Annotated in this window: 14 protein-coding genes; 8 read left to right on the forward strand and 6 right to left on the reverse strand. The window is 64.7% G+C overall.

Annotated elements, in window-relative coordinates; translation table 11 throughout:
* Positions 1 to 59: 59 nt before the first annotated feature.
* The gene (locus LDZ21_RS09590) at positions 60 to 317 is read left to right on the forward strand and encodes a hypothetical protein (RefSeq protein ID WP_035960751.1); all 258 of its coding nucleotides are present in this window, start codon (positions 60 to 62) and stop codon (positions 315 to 317) included.
* 57 nt (positions 318 to 374) lie between these two features.
* Here LDZ21_RS09590 and htpG read toward each other — a convergent pair whose 3' ends face one another.
* Entirely contained in the window at positions 375 to 2279 is a 1905-nt protein-coding gene (gene htpG / locus LDZ21_RS09595) for a molecular chaperone HtpG (protein WP_244793046.1), read from the reverse strand.
* 164 nt (positions 2280 to 2443) lie between these two features.
* Here htpG and LDZ21_RS09600 point away from each other — a divergent pair, with 164 nt between their 5' ends.
* Complete coding sequence (locus LDZ21_RS09600) at positions 2444 to 3025, forward strand: Rhs element Vgr protein (protein ID WP_244793048.1); 582 nt, start codon at positions 2444 to 2446, stop codon at positions 3023 to 3025.
* Here LDZ21_RS09600 and LDZ21_RS09605 read toward each other — a convergent pair.
* Positions 2949 to 4430 (reverse strand): aminotransferase-like domain-containing protein, encoded by a 1482-nt coding sequence (locus LDZ21_RS09605; RefSeq protein ID WP_244793050.1) that lies wholly within the window; start codon positions 4428 to 4430, stop codon positions 2949 to 2951. The two genes, LDZ21_RS09600 and LDZ21_RS09605, sit on opposite strands and share 77 nt — an antisense overlap.
* A 201-nt stretch (positions 4431 to 4631) precedes the next feature.
* Between LDZ21_RS09605 and LDZ21_RS09610 the strand changes: the two genes are divergently transcribed.
* The 6 genes from LDZ21_RS09610 to LDZ21_RS09635 all read left to right on the forward strand — a co-directional run bounded on the left by LDZ21_RS09610 (position 4632) and on the right by LDZ21_RS09635 (position 11936).
* Entirely contained in the window at positions 4632 to 5447 is an 816-nt protein-coding gene (locus LDZ21_RS09610) for a VOC family protein (RefSeq protein ID WP_244793052.1), read from the forward strand.
* Between the two features lie 39 nt (positions 5448 to 5486).
* Positions 5487 to 6431, forward strand: coding sequence for a DMT family transporter (locus LDZ21_RS09615; RefSeq protein ID WP_244793054.1), 945 nt, complete (start codon positions 5487 to 5489; stop codon positions 6429 to 6431).
* A gap of 90 nt (positions 6432 to 6521) precedes the next feature.
* Positions 6522 to 7718 (forward strand): aminotransferase-like domain-containing protein, encoded by a 1197-nt coding sequence (locus tag LDZ21_RS09620; protein WP_244793056.1) that lies wholly within the window; start codon positions 6522 to 6524, stop codon positions 7716 to 7718.
* A 28-nt stretch (positions 7719 to 7746) separates the two neighbouring features.
* Positions 7747 to 8208, forward strand: a complete 462-nt coding sequence (locus LDZ21_RS09625) for a RidA family protein (protein WP_035960744.1) — start codon at positions 7747 to 7749, stop codon at positions 8206 to 8208.
* Positions 8209 to 8284: 76 nt separating this feature from the next.
* The gene (locus tag LDZ21_RS09630; protein WP_244793058.1) at positions 8285 to 9181 is read left to right on the forward strand and encodes a PhzF family protein; all 897 of its coding nucleotides are present in this window, start codon (positions 8285 to 8287) and stop codon (positions 9179 to 9181) included.
* 346 nt (positions 9182 to 9527) lie between these two features.
* Positions 9528 to 11936, forward strand: coding sequence for a putative bifunctional diguanylate cyclase/phosphodiesterase (locus tag LDZ21_RS09635; RefSeq protein ID WP_244793060.1), 2409 nt, complete (start codon positions 9528 to 9530; stop codon positions 11934 to 11936).
* A 22-nt stretch (positions 11937 to 11958) separates the two neighbouring features.
* Here the strand turns inward: LDZ21_RS09635 and LDZ21_RS09640 are convergent, their stop codons facing one another.
* The 4 genes from LDZ21_RS09640 to LDZ21_RS09655 form a co-directional block, all read right to left on the reverse strand.
* Positions 11959 to 12417: a CopD family protein gene (locus tag LDZ21_RS09640; protein ID WP_035960739.1), complete on the reverse strand. Its 459-nt coding sequence runs from the start codon at positions 12415 to 12417 to the stop codon at positions 11959 to 11961.
* 491 nt (positions 12418 to 12908) lie between these two features.
* Positions 12909 to 15227, reverse strand: a complete 2319-nt coding sequence (gene parC, locus LDZ21_RS09645) for a DNA topoisomerase IV subunit A (protein WP_035960738.1) — start codon at positions 15225 to 15227, stop codon at positions 12909 to 12911.
* Positions 15228 to 15264: 37 nt separating this feature from the next.
* The gene (locus LDZ21_RS09650) at positions 15265 to 17244 is read right to left on the reverse strand and encodes a DNA topoisomerase IV subunit B (RefSeq protein WP_244793062.1); all 1980 of its coding nucleotides are present in this window, start codon (positions 17242 to 17244) and stop codon (positions 15265 to 15267) included.
* A 268-nt stretch (positions 17245 to 17512) separates the two neighbouring features.
* Complete coding sequence (locus tag LDZ21_RS09655; RefSeq protein ID WP_244793064.1) at positions 17513 to 19447, reverse strand: ATP-binding cassette domain-containing protein; 1935 nt, start codon at positions 19445 to 19447, stop codon at positions 17513 to 17515.
* Positions 19448 to 19454 lie beyond the last annotated feature (7 nt).

Raw genomic sequence — 19454 nt, forward strand, 5'->3', positions numbered from 1 at the left:
CTGTGGAAGCCGCGCAGTGTTTGACGCCGGCTATCCAAGAGACACAACGAGGAACGTCAATGACGAACAACACGAAGCAGACATCGAAGAAAGTCGCTCACCTTGCCAGCAAAACGCTGCATGATCCGAAGGCTTCCGCGACCGCGAAAAGCCTTGCCGCGTCGGCACTTGCCCAATCACATTCGGCCAAGCAGACCAGCGGCAACATGGAGCATAAGGCAAGCGAAGTGCTTCATAGCAATAAATACTCGCAAGAGACGAAGACACTCGCCGCATCGGTGCTCGCTCAGTCCAACAAGGACCGCACGAGCAAATAAAAACGCGCCGCCGGTCTCCCGGCGGCGCGTTCCTTAACGAACTCACCCGCTAGCGGCTCAACGCGCCAGCAACAACGCGTTCGTCCGCTTCACGAAGCTAGCCGGATCTTCGAGCACTCCGCCCTCCGCCAGCATCGCCTGATCGAATAGCAGATGGCACCAGTCGCTGAAATTCGCGTCGTCGGCCTTGAGCGCCTTCACCAGCGGATGATCCGGGTTCACCTCCAGAATCGGCTCCGCCTGCGGCGCCTTCTGCCCGGCCGCCTTCAACATGCGCTGCAAGTAACCGCTCATGTCGCCCTCGTCGGCGACCAGGCAACTCGGCGAATCCGTCAGGCGGAACGTAAGCCGCACGTCCTTCGCCTTGCCTTCGAGCGCTTCCTTCATCTTCTCGACGAGCGGCTTCATGTCCTCGCCGATCTTTTCCTGCTGCTGCTTCTCTTCGTCGTTGAGCGCGCCGAGGTCGAGATCGCCGCGTGCGACGCTCGCCAGCGGCTTGCCGTCGAACTCGTTCAGGAACGACAGCATCCACTCGTCGACGCGATCCGTCATCAGCAGCACTTCGACGCCCTTCTTGCGGAACACTTCCAGATGCGGACTGTTCTTCGCGGCCTGCCAGTTGTCGGCGGTGACGTAGTAGATCTTCGTCTGCTCGGGCTTCATGCGCGAGACGTATTCGGCGAGCGATACGTTCTGCGCGTCGCTGTCGTTGTGCGTCGATGCAAAGCGCACCAGCTTCGCGATGCGTTCGCGATTGCTGAAGTCCTCGCCGATGCCTTCCTTCAGCACCTGTCCGAACTCGTTCCAGAAAGTCTGATACTTCTGCTTGTCCGCGTCTTCCGTCGCTTCGGCGGACGAAGTCGCGATTTCTTCCAGCATCGACAGCACGCGCTTGGTCACGCCTTCGCGAATCGCCTTTACGTCGCGGCTTTCTTGCAGGATTTCGCGCGAGACGTTGAGCGGCAGATCGGCGGAATCGACCACGCCCTTCACGAAACGCAGATACGCCGGCAGCAACTGCTCAGCATCGTCCATGATGAAGACGCGCTTCACGTACAGCTTGAGGCCGCCGCGATGCTCGCGGTTCCACAGATCGAACGGCGCATGCTTCGGCACATACAGCAGTTGCGTGTACTCGCTGCGGCCTTCGACGCGGTTATGCGTCCACGCGAGCGGTTCGTCGTGATCGTGCGAGATGTGCTGATAGAACTGCTTGTACTGTTCGTCCGTGATGTCGTTCTTCGGGCGCGTCCACAGCGCGCTCGCCTGATTGACGGTCTCGTCCTCGTGCTTCTCGACCATCTCGCTCTTCTCGGCGTCCCATTCTTCCTTCTTCATCAGGATGGGCAGCGCGACGTGGTCCGAATACTTCTGGATGATCGACTTGAGGCGATACGACGACAGCAGTTCGTCCTCGTCCGCGCGCAGATGCAGCGTGATGGTCGTGCCGCGTTGCGCGCGCTCGATGTCCTCGATCTCGAAGTCGCCCTCGCCCGCGCTCGTCCAGCGCACGCCCTGGCTCGCCGGCAGACCGGCACGGCGCGTCTCGACCGTGATCTTGTCCGCGACGATGAAGCCCGAGTAGAAGCCCACGCCGAACTGGCCGATCAGCGCAGCATCTTTCTGCTGGTCGCCCGAGAGCTTCGAGAAGAATTCCTTCGTGCCCGAACGCGCGATGGTGCCGAGATGCGAAATGGCCTCGTCGCGGCTCATGCCGATGCCGTTGTCGTCGATGGTGACGGTGCGCGCGGCCTTGTCGAACGAAATGCGGATCCGCAGCTCGGGATCGTTCTCGTACAGCGCGCTGTTCTCGATGGCCTCGAAGCGCAGCTTGTCGGCGGCGTCGGACGCGTTCGAAATCAGCTCGCGCAGGAAAATTTCCTTGTTGCTGTACAGCGAATGAATCATCAGGTGCAGAAGCTGCTTCACTTCCGCCTGAAAGCTCATGGTTTCTTGCGCCATGGTCGGGTCCTCTAAGTTGGGTGTCGTCAATGCTGTCACGCCGCCGGGCTCGCGTGGCGCTGCCCGGCGAATTTGTCCGATATGAGGGCGGGCCAAACCTTTTCAAGAGCCGATGCCGATGCGCTTCGCTAAGATGCGCATCCCGAATCATCGAGACGACCGACATGCTTGCGCCGCACCCGCCCGATCGACGCGCCCGTCCGCTGACGCCGAACGAAATCGCGATCGCTCGTCTCGTCTTCCGCGATGCGATCGACTATTCGACGGTCCGCGTCCACGCGCGGCCGTATCTGCCGTTCGGGCTGCAGCCCGCGCACACCGCGATGGCGCCGAACGGCAGCCTCTATTTCCCGCCGGCCTGCCATCAGGATGATTTCGCCGCCTGCGGCATCTCCGATCAGATGTGGTTCATCCACGAGATGACGCACGTCTGGCAGTTTCAGCTTGGCTATTGGGTGCGCACCCGCGGGGCGATCCGCATCGGGCTGAATTACGGCTACACGCTCGGCGCAGGCAAGCGCCTGTCCGACTACAACATGGAAGCGCAAGGCAACCTGCTCGCGGATTACTTCGCGCTGCGTTTCTGCGACGCCCAGAGCCGGCTGTACGAACAGCGTTACCGCCACACGCCCGACGCGCTCGCGCTCTATGAAACCGTGCTCGGGGATTTCATCGACGCGCCGTCCGATCGCCGTCATCTGCCGAAACGCCGCGCCGCGCGACTTTCTCCAGATGGCTCGCGATGAGCGCGGGCAGCGCTGGATCGCCGCAATTGGCGATATTGAAGCGCATCCACGTCGTCGGCGACTGCTGCGGTGAAAACAGGCTGCCGGGCGTCAGCAGAAAGCCGGCTTCGTGACCCGCCGCCGCGAGGCCTTCGGAATCGACGCCGGCATCGGCCCATAAGAACATGCCCGCGTCGGGCGTCGTGAACAGCCTGAGGCCGGTCTTTTCCAGCATGCGCGCGGTCTTGTCGCGCACGCCGTCGAGCCGCACGCGCAAGCGCTCGACGTGCCGCCGGTAATGTCCCTCGGTCAGCACCTTGTAGACGACGCGCTCGTTCAGCTCCGGACTCGTCATGCCGACGAGCATCTTCTGGTCGGCGAGCGCCTTCGCCACGTCCGCCGATGCCGCGATATAGCCCACGCGGAGATTCGCCGCCAGCGTCTTCGAGAAACTGCCGAGAAAGATCACGCGCTTCAGTTGATCGAGCGATGCCAGGCGCGTCGCGGGATAACCCGTCGGGCAAAGATCGCCGTAGACATCGTCTTCCACGACGATGAAATCGTATTGCTGCGCGAGCTGCAGGATGCGGAACGCCTGCGCGGCCGTCAGCGACGTGCCGGTCGGATTGTGCAGCACCGAATTGATGATGAGCATCTTCGGCCGCCACGTCGCGACGAGCGTTTCGAGCGCGTCGAGATCGGGACCATCGGGCGTGTACGGCATGCCGACGAGCCGCGCGCCCTGCGACGCGAAGCGCCCGAACATCTGAAACCACGCCGGATCGCCGACGATCACCGCGTCGCCCGGCTTCACGTAAAGCCGCGCAATCAGGTCGATGGCCTGCGTGATGCCCGACACGAGCACGAGCTGCTGCTCCGACGCGCCGATCTCCAGTTCCGCGAGCCGCGTCTGCAATTGCTGGCGCAGCGGCAGGAACCCTTGCGGCGTGCCCAAGCCGAGCATTTGCGCGCCGGAAAGCCGGCTCATCGAGCGCAGCGCATTCGTGATGAGTTCGCCGTCCAGCCAGCGGCCCGGCAGATAGCCGAGGCCCGGTCCCTTTTCCGGACTCGCCGTATGCAGCATGTTGCGCAGCAGCCAGACGACGTCGATGGCGCTCTGCACCGGCTCGCTCTGCGCCGCCACGCCCGCCGCTGGCGACGCCGACACGATACGGTCGCGCACGTAAAAGCCCGAGCCGCGCCGCGAGTCGAGATAGCCGTGCGCGACGAGCCGTTCATAAGCCTCGACGACGGTGAAGCGCGACACGCCCTTGTCGACGGCGAGCTTGCGAATCGAAGGCATGCGCATGCCGGGGCGAAACACGCGTTCGTCGATACGCCGCCGGCCCCATTGAACCAGTTGATCGACGAGCGTGAGTTGCGTGGCGTCGTGCGGGGCGGGAATCAGATCGAGCGGCACAGACATGGCGGTTCCTCGCGGGTTCCTGATGAGCGGTGCAGACGTCGTCGGCTGACGAACTGTACCGAATCCAATCTGGCCGATTGTACCGTTACTGTTCTGGTCATTACCGTTACATTTTCTGTTCCGGCGACCGGACGGCAACGCTTCTCGCCCCGGTTGGCGAACGGTTATGCTAACGCCCCGACTTCGCTCCATCCGTTGACCATGACCGCTCATCCTTTGACACTCGACCATCTCGTGATCGCCGCGCGCACGCTGAACGAAGGCGCGCAGTTCGTCGCCGCGAAGTTCGGCGTCGAGTCCGAGCCCGGCGGCGCGCATCCGCTGATGGGCACGCACAATCGGCTGCTTGGCCTGTGGGGCGGCGCATACGTCGAAGTGATCGCCGCCGATCCGGCCGCCGCGCCGCGCGAAGCGCCTCGTCCTCGCCTCTTCGCGCTCGACGATCCCGCGATGCAGGAACGCCTCGCGAGCGGCCCGCAACTCGTGCACTGGGTCGCGCGCGTGGACCGGCCGAAGTCGCTCACGCGCTGGCGCGAGCAGTATCCGGAGCGCATCGCGCCGGTTGTGGCGATGTCGCGCGGCGGCAATACCTGGAACCTCACCGTTCCCGACGACGGCGCGTTCCCCGCATGGCAGGCCGCCGGCGATGGCGTGCTGCCGTCGCTGATTCAGTGGGACACGCCGCGCCATCCGGGCGATGCGCTTCCCGCAACGGGCATCGCGCTGCGCGCACTGACGGGCTTCCATCCGAACGCGGATGTCATCGCGGAGCAGCTTGCGTGGCTCGGGGCGTCGCATCTGGTGCGCGTCGAATCGACGGCCGGCGCGCCGGTGCTCGTCGCGGAATTCGAACTGCCGGACGGCTCGACGCTGACGCTCGGCGAAGCGGCGGAAGCCGCCGAAGCCGCGCAGCGCGCGCAGCAGGACGTCGCCAAGCGCCGCCGCGTCAAGAGCAAGAAAATCGAGGATGCGCAGGCGGAACCCGAACTGCCGCTTTCACACGACACACCCGACTGAGCGCCCGGCGCGCTGCAAAAAAAAAGGAGACGCCGCATCATGAAGACCCGCGAAACCGAAGGCATGCTGCTTGGCCTGATCGGCGTCGTCATTTTCAGCCTGACGCTGCCGATGACGCGCATCGTCGTGCAGGAAGTGCATCCGCTTTTGAACGGCCTAGGGCGTGCGCTCGTCGCGGCGATTCCGGCCGCGCTGCTGCTCGCGTGGCGTCGCGAAAAGCTGCCGACGTGGCCGCAAGTCAAGAGCCTCGGCGTCGTCGCGCTGGGCGTGATCATCGCGTTCCCGGTGTTTTCCGCCTGGGCGATGAAAACCGTCCCCGCCTCGCACGGCGCGGTCGTCAACGGCCTGCAGCCGCTGTGCGTCGCGATCTATGCCGCGTGGCTTTCGCACGAACGGCCGTCGAAAGCCTTCTGGGCGAGCGCGGTGGCGGGCAGCGCGATCGTCGTCGCGTTCGCGTTGCAGGCGGGCGGCGGCGGTCTTCAGGCGGGCGACCTGCTGATGCTCGTCGCGGTCGGCATCGGCGCGCTCGGTTATGCGGAAGGCGCGCGGCTCGCGCGTCAGATGGGCGGCTGGCAGGTCATCTGCTGGGCGCTCGTGCTGTCCGCGCCGTTTCTGCTGCTGCCGGTCGGCTGGCTCGCGTGGGCGCATCATGCGGCGCATCCCGAGCCGCTCGCGCTGCGCACCTGGCTCGCGTTCGGCTACGTGACGCTCTTCTCGCAGTTCATCGGTTTCTTCGCGTGGTATGCGGGCCTCGCGATGGGCGGCATCGCCCGCGTCGGCCAGGTGCAACTGCTGCAGATCTTCTTCACAATGGCGCTCTCCGCGCTCTTCTTCGGCGAGCACGTGAGCGCGTCGACGTGGCTGTATGCGGCGGCCGTCATCGTGACCGTCGTGCTCGGCCGCAAGACGGCGGTGCGCGCCGCGCCGGCGGTGGTCGCGACGCCGGCAGCGCATCCGGTGACGGCTGCCCGCCACGCCAAGTGACGCAGTGACGCGCCCGGGCGATAATCGCTGTTTGCGCGTCCCTCGTCACGCGATACCCAGAACCAAACCCAGAGACAACCGAGGCACTTCATGAATCAAGCCGATCTCCGCGCCACGCCGTGGCAACTTTCCGAACGCGCCCGCAAGCTCACCAGTTCGGCGATTCGTGAAATCCTCAAGGTCACGGAACGGCCCGAAGTCATTTCTTTCGCGGGCGGGCTGCCTTCGCCGGCGACGTTTCCCGTCGAGCAGATGCGCCACGCGTCCGAGCGCATCCTCCGCGATCAACCGGCAGCGGCGCTCCAGTACAGCGCGACCGAAGGCTTCATGCCGCTGCGCGAATGGGTGGCCGCGCGCTATTCGGTGAACGGCGCGACGATCCGCCCGACGCAAGTGCTCATCACGACCGGCTCGCAGCAGGCGCTCGATCTGCTCGGCAAGGTGCTCGTCGATCCGGGCAGCCGTGTTCTCGTCGAAACGCCGACCTATCTCGGCGCGCTGCAATCGTTCTCGATGTTCGAGCCGACCTACGTGCAGGTGCCGACGGACGAATCCGGCCTGATTCCCGAGCGGCTCGATGCCGCGCTCGTCGCGAACGCGCGCCTGCTGTACGCGCAGCCGAATTTTCAGAATCCGACGGGCCGACGCCTGCCGCTCGAACGCCGCCGCGCACTCGCCGCGTTCGCAAACGAAGCCGCGTTCCCCGTCATCGAAGACGATCCCTACGGCGCGCTCGACTACGCCGGCGCCCCGCTTCCGACGCTGCTCTCGATGGCGCCCGATCACATCGTGCATCTCGGCTCGTTCTCGAAGGTGCTCGCGCCGGGCTTGCGCGTGGGCTACATCATCGCGCCCGAGGAATTGCACTTCAAGCTCGTGCAGGCGAAGCAGGCCACCGACCTGCACACGCCGAGCATCACGCAGCGCATCGTGCATGAAGTCGTGAAGGACGGCTTTCTCGACGAGCACGTGCCGACCATCCGCGCGCTGTATCGCGATCAATGCGCGGCGATGCTCGCGGCGCTGGAACGTCACATGCCGGCGGGCGTCGAATGGAACCGGCCGGAAGGCGGCATGTTCGTATGGGTCAAGCTGCCGCAGCAGATCGATTCGATGAAGCTGCTCGAGCAATCCATCGCGCAGAACGTGGCCTTCGTGCCGGGCGGCCCTTTCTTCGCGAATCAGGCCGAACACAACACGATGCGCCTTTCCTTCGTCACGGTGCCGCCCGCGACGATCGACGAAGGCGTCGCGAAGCTCGGCGCGCTGATTCGCGCGAGCCTCTGAATCTCTGCAACGCAATCAAGGAGCCACGATGGCATCGAACGTGTATGACAAGCTGAAGGAACTCGGCATCGAATTGCCCGTCGCGGGCGCGCCGGCCGCCGCCTACGTGATGAGCGCGCAAAGCGGCAACACCGTGTATCTGTCGGGGCATATCGCGAAGAAGGACGGCAAGGTGCACGCGGGCAAGCTCGGCGCGGACATCGCGACCGAAGAAGGCAAGGCCGCCGCGCGCAGCGTGGCCATCGACCTGATCGCGACACTGCATGCACACACGGGCGACCTGAACCGCGTGAAGCGCGTCGTGAAAGTGATGAGCCTCGTGAACTCGACGCCCGATTTCACCGAGCAGCACATCGTGACGAATGGCGCATCGGAACTGATCGCGGAAGTCTTCGGCGATGCCGGCAAGCACGCGCGCTCCGCATTCGGCGTCGCGCAGATTCCGCTCGGCGCGTGCGTCGAAATCGAGCTGATCGCCGAAGTGGGCTGAGCGCGGCTGCATCGATTCCAGCGAAACCCGACGTGTCCGCGCGTCGGGTTTTTTTTGACCCCTTCCTTTCTCGCGCATGACCTTATCCACTCGCACCGTCCGCTTCAAACAGGTCGATGTCTTCACGTCCGTTCCGTTCAGAGGCAACCCGCTCGCCGTGATCTTCGACGCCGACGATCTCACGACCGAGCGCATGCAGGCCATCGCGCGCTGGACGAATCTGTCGGAGACCACCTTCATCCTGCGCCCGACCGATCCGCGCGCCGACTATCGCGTGCGCATCTTCACGACGGCGACGGAGCTTCCGTTCGCCGGGCATCCGACGCTCGGCACGGCGCACGCGTTGCTCGAAAGCGGTTATGCGCCGAAGACGCCGGGCACGCTCGTGCAGGAGTGCGGCGTCGGGCTGGTGACGCTCGCGAAGCGTGCCGACGCGCAATGGGCGTTCGCCGCGCCGCCAGCGCGCATCGCGCCGCTCGACGACGATCAGCAAAAGCGTCTCGCCGATGCGCTCGCGCCCGTCGCCATCGACTTCAGCGCGCCGCCTTGCGCGGTCGACAATGGCGTGCCGTGGCTCCTCATCCGCTTGCGGGACGCGGCGCAATGCCTTGCGATGACGCTGTCGCCCGCCGCGCGGGAGGCGCTCACCGCGCTCGTCGCGGAAGTGGGCACGCATGGGATCGTCGTCTACGGTCCGCACGACGGCGGCGCGCCCGCGACGTTCGAACTGCGCACGTTGCTGCTCGGCGCGGAGAACATCGAGGACCCGGTGACCGGCAGCGCGAATGCGGCGCTGGCCGTGCTCCTGACGGCGCAAGGCAAGCGCCCTGGCGATGCCTATACGGTGCGTCAGGGCACGGCGCTCGGTCGCGATGGTCGCGTCAGCATCGCCTACGACGATCGCGCGAACGGCGCTCCGGTATGGATCGGCGGCGATTCCGTGACGGTCGTCGACGGTACTTTCCGCTTCTGAAACAATGACCTGCGTGCGCAGGGCGTAAACCCCGACGCCGCGCCGTTGCCCTTCCTTAATTCGTGCGCCTTCAGTACTATCCGAACATTGGGGACCGGATGACAAGCGCGGCGGGCGGCGATCGGTATGAATCGCCACCGGCACAATCAAGGCGTCATCACCCGAACGCAATCCCGCGAGCGCGCCAGCCGGATGAGCGCGGCATCAGGTTTCCCGGTCCCAAGGCGCGCAGACTACGCTCGATTGATCCGTTTCGGGGAACGCCTCAGCACATGCATCACCCTTTACATTTCGCGCGGTCGCCGGCACGGCGGGCGCCGTGCGGCGTTTTTACTTCAGGCGCTTTATGAAGCGTGCGCGCTCCCACGCAGCAACCGATTCCCGCGCGAGCGCCCCGGCCATCCGGCGGCGCCGCGCGCTGCTCGCGATTCCGGTGCTCGGCACGCTCGTGCTCGGCTTGCTGTGGGCGGTGATCTTCGCGCGGCTGTCGGTCGAGCGCGACGCGACCACGCATGAGTCGACGGCCTCCGCCGCCATTCTTTCTTCGGCGCTCGAACAGCACACCATCAAGGCGATCCATCAGGTCGATCAGATCACGCGGTTCGTCAAGTACGAATACGAGAAGTCGCCGGGCGACTTCGATCTCGCCGCAACCGTCGACAAAGGCGTCGTGCAAAGCGATACGCTCGTGCAGGTCTCGCTGATCGGCGCGGACGGCAAGCTCGTCGCGAATACGTCGGACCGGCGGCCGAAGCCGATCGACCTGTCGGATCGCGAGCACTTCAGGGTGCACGTGCATTCCAACGACGACCTGCTCTACATCAGCCGCCCGGTGCACGGACGCCTCTCCGGCAAGTGGACGCTGCAAATCACGCGGCGGCTCAATCATCCGGACGGCTCGTTCGCGGGCGTCGTAGTGGTCTCCGAAGATCCGACTTACTTCACCAACGACTTCTACAACGTCGCGTCGATCGGGCGCGAAGGCGTGATCGCCGTCGTGTCGGACAACGGCGCGGTGCTCGCCCGTAGCGCGGGCGGCACGCTGACCGAACGCCCGTCGCCCGGCGCCGTCACGAAGGGGAGCGCGAGTAGTGACGCGGCGCCCGCTCAGGCGGAATTCAGCGCGAGCGGCGTCTACCCCACTTCGGGCCACGCGTCGGGCATTTACGTCGATCCGATCGACCACGTGAAGCGCATCGTGTCGTACCGGCATATCGACGGCTATCCGCTCGGCGTGCTCGTCGGTTTGTCGGAGCGCGAGGAGTTCGCCGACTATCACCACACGCGCAACGTCTATCTGCTGATGGCGAGCTTCATTTCGCTCGCGATGCTCGGCTTCTTCGCGGTCGCGACGGGCCTGATCGGCAAGCTGCTCGGCCGCGAACGCGAGATGACGCATCTCGTCGAATACGACTTGCTCACCGGTCTGCGCAACCGCTATTCGACGCTGCGCGCGTTGCGGCAGGACGTGGCGCAGACCGAGAACATCGGGCGACTCGCGCTACTGTTCATCGACCTCGACAACTTCAAGACCGTCAACGACACGCTCGGCCACAACGCCGGCGACATCGTGCTGCAGATGACCGCCTCGCGGCTCGCGGAGACCGTGGGCAACAGCGGGACCTTGTCGCGGATCGGCGGTGACGAGTTCGTGGTCGTCGTGAAGGGCGACGATGTCGAGCAGCGCGCCGTCACCCTCGCCAACGACATTGCAACGATGTTCGCGACGCCCTTCGACGTGCGCGGCAGCGCGTTCGTGCTGCATGCGAGCATCGGCATTGCGCTGTTTTCCGTGTCGAACGAAAGTGAAATCGACCTGCTGAAGAAAGCGGACCTCGCGATGTACAGCGCGAAGGACGCGGGCAAGAACTGCTATCAGTTCTATTCGCCGCAGTTGTCGCATCGCGCGGATCACCTGATGAAGTGGGAGCAGCAGCTGCGGGTCGCGCTGACGGAGGAGCAGCTGTTCCTCGTGTATCAGCCGAAGATCGATCTGGCGCGCCGCTGCATCACGGGATTCGAGGCGCTCGTGCGCTGGAACCATCCGCAGCACGGACTGATACCGGCCATCGAGTTCATTCCGGTGGCGGAATCGACGGGGCTGATCGTCGCGGTCGGCGATTTCGTGATTCATACCGCGTGCGCGCAACTCGCCCAATGGCAGCGCGAGGGTTATTCGGGGCTGTCGCTCGCGGTGAACATATCGGCGGTGCAGTTCTGGCGCGGCGATCTGCTAGAGACGGTCGCGCGCGCGATCTCGTCGAGCGGCATTCCGCCCGACAAGCTCGAACTCGAGATCACCGAGACCGTGATGGTCGAATATCCGGAGCTGGTGGAGGAGAAGATCGTTGCGCTGAAGCGGCTGGGCGTGCGCATCGCGCTCGACGACTTCGGCACCGGATATTCGTCGCTGTCGTATCTGAACCGCTTTTCAGTAGATACGCTGAAGGTCGACCGCTCGTTCATCCAGGCGATTCCCGAAGACCGCAGCGTCTGCGTGATGGTATCGGCGATCGTGAATCTCGCGCGCTCGCTCGGGCTGACTGTCGTCGTCGAGGGCACGGAGCGCGAAGAGCAGATCGCGTGGCTGGCGGCGCTCGGGCCGGTGGAAGCGCAAGGCTTCCTGTTCTCCCGCCCGGTTCCCGCCGATGGCGTGCAGGCCCTGCTCGACCGTTTCGGCGTCTGCGGCTGGCCGGTCGGACGGACGGCGCTCGGGCGCAAACATCCCGCGCTCAGCGACGAGCGCGGCGGCTGATCGGCGTCTGTCGCGGCTGCGCTCAGAAGCCGCGCGACAGGACCGCGGTTCCGATCGTGACGATCCCCAGCACGAGATTCACGACCACCAGCCGCCGGACGGTGCCGACGGCTCGTGCGCCATCGGGCCAGTTCTGCGCCTGCACTGCGCGGCGGATGCGCGGAAACACCCCGAAGCGGATGTGCCCGAAGATCAGCATCATCACGATGCCGAGGCCGGCCATCGCGTGAAGCGGCCAGGCCGCGTGACCGCCGCCGAATTGCGCGAGCAGGAAGCCGCCGGTGAGGAGGATGACGATGACCGCGCCCGCGACCCAGTTGAAGAAGCGCGCGAACACGGCTTCCCAAAGCGGCAGGCGCAACTGCGGCGCGAGATCGCCGAGCGCGGGACGCAGGCAGAAATGCGCGAAGACCATGCCGCCTATCCACACGGCCACGCCGAGCAGGTGAAGGAAAAGCGCGGCTTCGATGGCTTTGGTCATGGGGGTTCCGGGGAATCGATGTGACGGATGAAGGTTGGGCGTTCGACTAGGGTGCGGGCCGTCAGTTCCTGGGGAATGTGATTGCGGCTGTGAAGCAGGCGTTGGGTCGGCGGGGCGCGGCTCTTTGGACCTCCGGGGAAATGGAGGCTACCGATAAGAAACCCGCGTTATGCGCTGCACCTGCGACCGTGTCGGGCAGGCTATCGCGCGCTCTGCGTTTTTTTACGATGGCGGGGAGCAAAGCGGGTACTGTCCAATCGCAGGTCAAATCCATCCAGTAATCGATAAGGAAACCAAAGGATAAGAGACGTGACCGGGCGCAACGTATTTCCGCGCGCTGCGCTTCTTGCTGACGATTACTACGGCACGTCCCTATCCCGCGACTGAACCGCCGTATCCCCGACTCGCGCCAGCAAGCAACCGCCGCAACAATCCCCGAAACTAAAAACGCCTCGCAACTCCCGCTGCGAGGCGCCTTTCAACCGCAACCCCTACCCCTCAAATACCGGCCGCATCTCACTGACCTTCAACGTCGTATCCGGCACGCGTCCCTTCCTTGCCCGCTTGCCAATATGCAATTGCAACTGCGCCCCCGCGAGCTTCTCGTCTCTCACCTTGCCCCCGCGTCCCGTACCCGTCAGCACGACGCCGCGCGAGTCGATCGCCAGCGCCTGACGCAGCGTTTCCTTCGGATCGAGCGCCATCAGCGTGACGCCGCGTCCGCCGCCCGACAGCGTCTTCATTTCGTCCATGCCGAACACCAGCAAGCGGCCCATGCTCGACAGACACGCGACATGAGTCGCGCCCGGCACGACCGGCATCGGCGCGAGCGGCGTCGCGCCCTCGTCGATCGTCATGAAGGCCTTGCCCGCCTTCACGCGGCTCACCATGTCGCCGATCTTCGCGATGAAGCCAAAGCCATTGCTCGATGCCAGCAACAACGGCTGATCCGCCGATGCCGCGAAGTAATGCAGCAGATGCGTGCCCGATCCCAGCTCGATCAGCGACGTCACCGGCACGCCATCGCCACGCCCGCCCGGCAGCGCCGCAACCGGCACCGAGTACACGCGCCCATTGCTGCCCCACGCGACGAGCGTATCCGGCGTGCGCGCCTGAAATGCCGCGTAGAGGCTGTCGCCGGCCTTGAACGTGAAGCCCGCGGGATCGAGCCCGTGTCCCTTCAGCGCGCGCACCCAGCCCCGTTGCGATACGACCACCGTCACCGGCTCATCGACGACACGCGCTTCGAACGTCGCGCGCGTCGCCTGCTGAATCAGCGTGCGCCGGTTATCGCCGTACTGCTTCGCATCGGCTTCGATCTCCTTGATGAGCAGCCGCTTCATCGCCGCGTCGCTGTTGAGCAACTCTTCGAGTTTCGTCTTCTCGTCGCGCAACTCGGACAGCTCCTGCTCGATCTTGATCGCTTCGAGCCGCGCCAACTGGCGCAAACGAATTTCGAGGATGTCCTCGGCCTGCCGGTCCGACAGTTTGAAGCGCGCAATCAGCGCCTGCTTCGGCTCCTCGGCTTCGCGGATGATGCGAATGACTTCATCGATATTCAGGAAGACGATCATTCGCCCTTCGAGAATATGGATGCGGTCGTTCACCTTGTTCAAGCGATGCTGCGTGCGGCGCGTCACCGTCACGAAGCGGAAGCCGACCCACTCGTGCAGGATCTCGACGATGCCCTTTTGCCGTGGCCGGCCATCCGCGCCGATCATCACCAGGTTGATCGCCGCATTCGATTCGAGGCTCGTATGCGCGAGCAGCGAATTGACGAACTCCGTCTGATCGATACGGCTCGACTTCGGCTCGAACACGAGGCGCACCGGCGCATCCTTGCCGGATTCGTCGCGCACGGTGTCGAGCAGACCCAGCAGCGTCTGCTTGGTCTGCAACTGGTCGGGTGTGAGCGTCTTCTTGCCGAGCTTGATCTTCGGATTCGTCAGTTCCTCGATTTCTTCGAGCACCTTCTGACCCGACGTATTCGGCGGCAGTTCGGTGATGACGAGTTGCCACTGGCCGCGCGCGAGGTCTTCGATCTTCCAGCGCGCCCGCACTTTCAGGCTGCCGCGCCCGCTTTCATATGCAGCGGAAATCTCCGCCTGCGACGAGATGATCTGCCCGCCGCCCGGAAAGTCCGGACCGTTGAGCTTTTCCATCACGCTCGCATGGCCGAGCTTCGGATCGCGAATCATTGCGACGGCGGCCGTCGCCACTTCGCGCAGGTTGTGCGACGGAATCTCCGTCGCGAGGCCGACAGCGATCCCCGATGCCCCGTTCAGCAGCAGGAACGGCAAACGCGCGGGCAAGAGCTTCGGCTCTTCGAACGAGCCGTCGTAATTCGGCATGAAATCGACCGTGCCCTGATCGATTTCATCAAGCAACAGGCGCGCGATCGGCGTGAGGCGCGCTTCGGTGTATCGCATGGCGGCGGCGCCGTCGCCGTCGCGCGAGCCGAAATTGCCTTGCCCGTCGATGAGCGGATAGCGCATCGAGAAGTCCTGCGCGAGACGCACGAGCGCGTCGTACGCCGACTGATCGCCGTGCGGGTGATACTTGCCGAGCACGTCGCCGACCACGCGCGCCGACTTCACCGGCTTCGCGGTGCTCGCGAGGCCCATCTCGCTCATCGCGTAGAGAATGCGGCGCTGCACGGGCTTTTGCCCGTCCGATACATCCGGCAGCGCGCGGCCCTTGACCACGCTCACCGCATAGTCGAGGTACGCGCGTTCGGCGTAATCGCCGAGCGTCAGTTGGTCGCCGTCCGGTGCGGTCTGCGCGGCGAAGAGATCGTCTGTGATTCCCATCGAATTTCCGTTCTTGAAGCGTTGCGTCGGTTAAGCGTCAGATGTCCGCTTCGACTTCGTTGCCCTTCTCTTCGAGCCAGCTTCGGCGCGATGCCGCTTCGCCCTTGCCCATCAGCATCGTCATGCGCGACACCGTGAGATCGAAGCCGAGATCGCCCAGACCGACCGGCATCAGACGGCGCGTGTCCGGGTTCATCGTCGTGTCCCATAGCTGTTCCGCGCTCATTTCGCCGAGACCCTTGAAGCGGCTGATGCTCCATTGCGTCTCGCGCACGCCGTCCTTGCGCAGCTTGTCGAGGATGGCTTCGAGCTCGCCCTCGTCGAGCGCATAGAGCTTCTGCGCGGGCTTCTTGCCGCGTGCGGGAGCATCGACGCGGAAGAGCGGCGGACGCGCGACGCACACATGGCCGCGTTCGATCAGTTGCGGGAAGTGCTTGAAGAAGAGCGTGAGCAGCAGCACCTGAATGTGCGCGCCGTCGACGTCCGCGTCCGACAGGATGCAGATCTTGCCGTAACGCAGATTCGACAGGTCGATCTGATCGTCCGGGCCATGCGGATCGACGCCGATCGCCACCGCGATGTCATGCACTTCGTTATTCGCGAAGAGCCGGTCGCGCTCGGTTTCCCACGTGTTCAGCACCTTGCCGCGCAGCGGGAGGATCGCCTGAAATTCCTTGTCGCGGCCCATCTTCGCGGACCCGCCCGCCGAATCGCCCTCGACGAGGAAGAGTTCGTTGCGCGCAATATCCGTCGATTCGCAATCGGTCAGCTTGCCCGGCAGCACGGCCACGCCCGAGCTCTTGCGCTTTTCGACCTTCTGGCCCGCGCGCGTCCGTGCCTGCGCCTGGCGGATCACGAGTTCCGCGAGCTTCTTGCCGTATTCGACGTGCTGATTGAGCCACAACTCCAGCGCCGGCCGCGAGAACGAGGACACGAGCTTCACGGCATCGCGGCTATTGAGACGTTCCTTGATCTGCCCCTGGAACTGCGGATCGAGCACCTTCGCCGACAACACGAACGACACGCGTGCGAACACGTCTTCCGCAAGCAGCTTCACGCCCTTCGGCTGGAGGTTGTGAATTTCGACGAAGTTCTTGACCGCCTGAAAGAGGCCGTCGCGCAAGCCGGATTCATGAGTGCCGCCCGCGGGCGTCGGAATCAAGTTCACATACGATTCACGCATGAGCGGCCCTTCCTCGCTCCACGCGACGACCCACGACGCGCCCTCGCCTTCGGCAAAGGTCTCTTCGGTGTTCTTCGAGCTTTCGGCGTAGCGTTCGCCTTCGAAGAGCGGAATCAGCAGTTCGCCGCCGCCCATGCCTTCCAGCAGATAGCCGCGCAAGCCGTCTTCGTACTTCCACGTCTGACGCTCGCCGCTCTTCTCGATGACGAGCGTGACTTCGACGCCCGGCAGCAGCACCGCCTTCGAGCGCAGAAGCCGCTGCAGTTCGCTGAGCGGCAGATTGGGGGAATCGAAATATTTCGGGTTCGGCCAGGCGCGCACGCGCGTACCGGTTTTCTTCTCGCCGCGATCGGCAGAGCGCACGGTGAGTTGCTCGATGACATCGCCGTTGGCGAACGCGAGTTGCGCGACCTTGTTGTCGCGCCAGACCGTGACTTCGAGCCGTGTGGCGAGCGCGTTCGTCACCGATACGCCGACGCCATGCAGGCCGCCCGAGAAGGTATACGCGCCGCCAGCGGCCTTGTCGAACTTGCCGCCCGCGTGCAGGCGCGTGTACACGATCTCGACGACCGGCACGCCTTCCTCGGGATGCAGGCCGAACGGAATGCCGCGGCCGTCGTCTTCCACCGACACGGAGTTGTCCGTATGCAGCGTGACCATGATCTGCTTGGCGAAGCCGCCGAGCGCTTCGTCGGACGCGTTGTCGATCACTTCCTGAATGATGTGCAGCGGATTCTCGGTGCGCGTGTACATGCCGGGCCGCTGCTTGACCGGCTCGAGCCCTTTGAGCACCTTGATCGATGCTTCGCTGTAACCGGCCGCCTTGGCGCTCATGGTGCGCTTCACGGGGACTGCTTCGGCCGCACTGGATTTTTTCGTGGACATAGCTGAACGTTGGTCCGGCATCGATGAACGCGCGGGAAAGGTCACTGTGCGTCTGCCCGGATGCCGGGAAATGCTTGATCGAATGCTCGATGATTGCCTGACGAAGCCGGCGTGAACGGACTGGGTCGCATGCACGGGCCGCGCCGCGCTAGGAGAATAGCGGTTTTCGCGGGCCGCGCCCATCTTGACGGCGGCCCCGAAGCCGTGCAAGCCCGGCTTACTTGCGCTTTGCTTCCAGCTCTTCCCATCGTTCCAGCGCGACGAGCAGTTCCTCTTCGATCGCCGCGTGACGCTCGGACAGCCGCGCGCCTTCCTTCGCGTCCGTGGCGAAGATCGAGCCATCTTCGAGCTGCGCACCGATGCGCTTCTGCTCCTCCTCCAGTTCCGCGATACGCCGCGGCAGCGCTTCGAGTTCGCGCTGTTCCTTGAACGACAGCTTCACCGTGCGTTGCGCGTTGCGGCCGGCTGCACTGTCTTTCGGCGCGTCTTCCTTCGGCGCTTCGCGGGCGGTTTGCCGCGCCGCCTCCTCGGCGATGCGATCCGAACGTTCGCGCTGAACCTGCCAGTCCGAGAAGCCGCCGACATACTCGCGCCACTTGCCGCCGCCTTCCGCCGCGAACACCGAAGTGACGACGTTATCGAGAAACGCGCGGTCGTGGCTCACGAGCAGCACGGTGCCGTCGTAGTCCGCGAGCAGTTCTTCGAGCAGTTCGAGCGTGGGAATGTCGAGGTCGTTGGTCGGCTCGTCGAGCACAAGCACGTTCGCCGGACGCGCGAAGAGCCGCGCCAGCAGCAGGCGATTGCGCTCGCCGCCCGACAGCGACCGCACCGGCGAACGCGCGCGTTCGGGCGCGAACAGGAAGTCGCCGAGATAGCTCATCACGTGCTTCTTCACGCCGTTCACTTCGACCCATTCGCTGCCGGGACTGATGGTGTCCGCAAGCGACTTGTCGAGATCGAGTTGCGCGCGCATCTGATCGAAATACGCGGTCTGGATGTTCGTGCCAGTGCGAACGCTGCCTTCGTCGGGCTGAAGTTCGCCGAGAATCAGCTTGAGCAGCGTGGTCTTGCCCGCGCCGTTCGGCCCGACCAGACCGACCTTGTCGCCGCGCATCACGGTGGCCGTGAAGCTGTCCACGACGGTGCGCTCGCCATAGCGCTTCGTCACATCGGTCAGTTCCGCGACGATCTTGCCGGACTTCTCGCCCTGCCCGACATCGAGCCGTACGTTGCCCTGCACGTTGCGGCGTTCGGCGCGTTCGTTGCGCATTTCGACGAGCCGCGCGATGCGTCCGACGCTGCGCGTGCGCCGCGCCTCCACGCCCTTGCGAATCCACACTTCTTCCTGCGCGAGCAGCTTGTCGAACTTGGCCTGTTCCACCTGCTCGACTTCGAGCTGCTGCGCCTTTCGGATCTGATACGCGCTGAAATTGCCGGGATACGACAGGAGCCGTCCGCGATCCAGTTCGACGATGCGCGTCGCCACGCGATCGAGGAACGCGCGATCGTGCGTGATGAAGAGCAAGCCCGTGCGCAAGGTGACGAGCAAATCCTCCAGCCAGCGGATGCCTTCGAAGTCGAGATGGTTGGTCGGCTCGTCGAGCAACAGCACGTCCGGCTGCACGACGAGCGCCCGCGCCAGCGCGACGCGCTTTCTCATGCCGCCGGAGAGCGAGCCTGCGCGCGCGTCGCCATCGAGGCCGATCTGCGCGAGCGTCGTCGCCACCCGCGTGCGCCAGTTCCACGCGTCACGGGTGTCGAGTGCGGACTGCAGCGCATTCATGCGGGCGAGCAGCGCGTCGTGCTCCGCGCCTTCGGGCGTGTCCGCGAGGCGATGCGCGACGCTGTCGTATTCGTCGAGCAGCGAGCGCGCATCGGTGAGACCGGAGGCGACGACATCGAACACGGAGGCGTCGAGATCGAACTCGGGTTCCTGGGGCACGTAGACGGTCGACAGCTCGTTCTGGCGCGTGACGAGACCATCGTCGGGCGCGGCGAGCCCCGCGACGATCTTCAACAGCGACGACTTGCCCGCGCCGTTACGGCCGATCAGTCCCACGCGCTCGCCCGCTTCGAGCGAGAAATCCGCGTGATCCAGCAATGCGACGTGACCGAACGCAAGCTGTGCGTCCGAAATGGAATAAAGCGACATGGGGATG

It is taken from the genome of Caballeronia grimmiae, assembly GCF_022879615.1.
Lineage (GTDB): Bacteria > Pseudomonadota > Gammaproteobacteria > Burkholderiales > Burkholderiaceae > Caballeronia > Caballeronia grimmiae.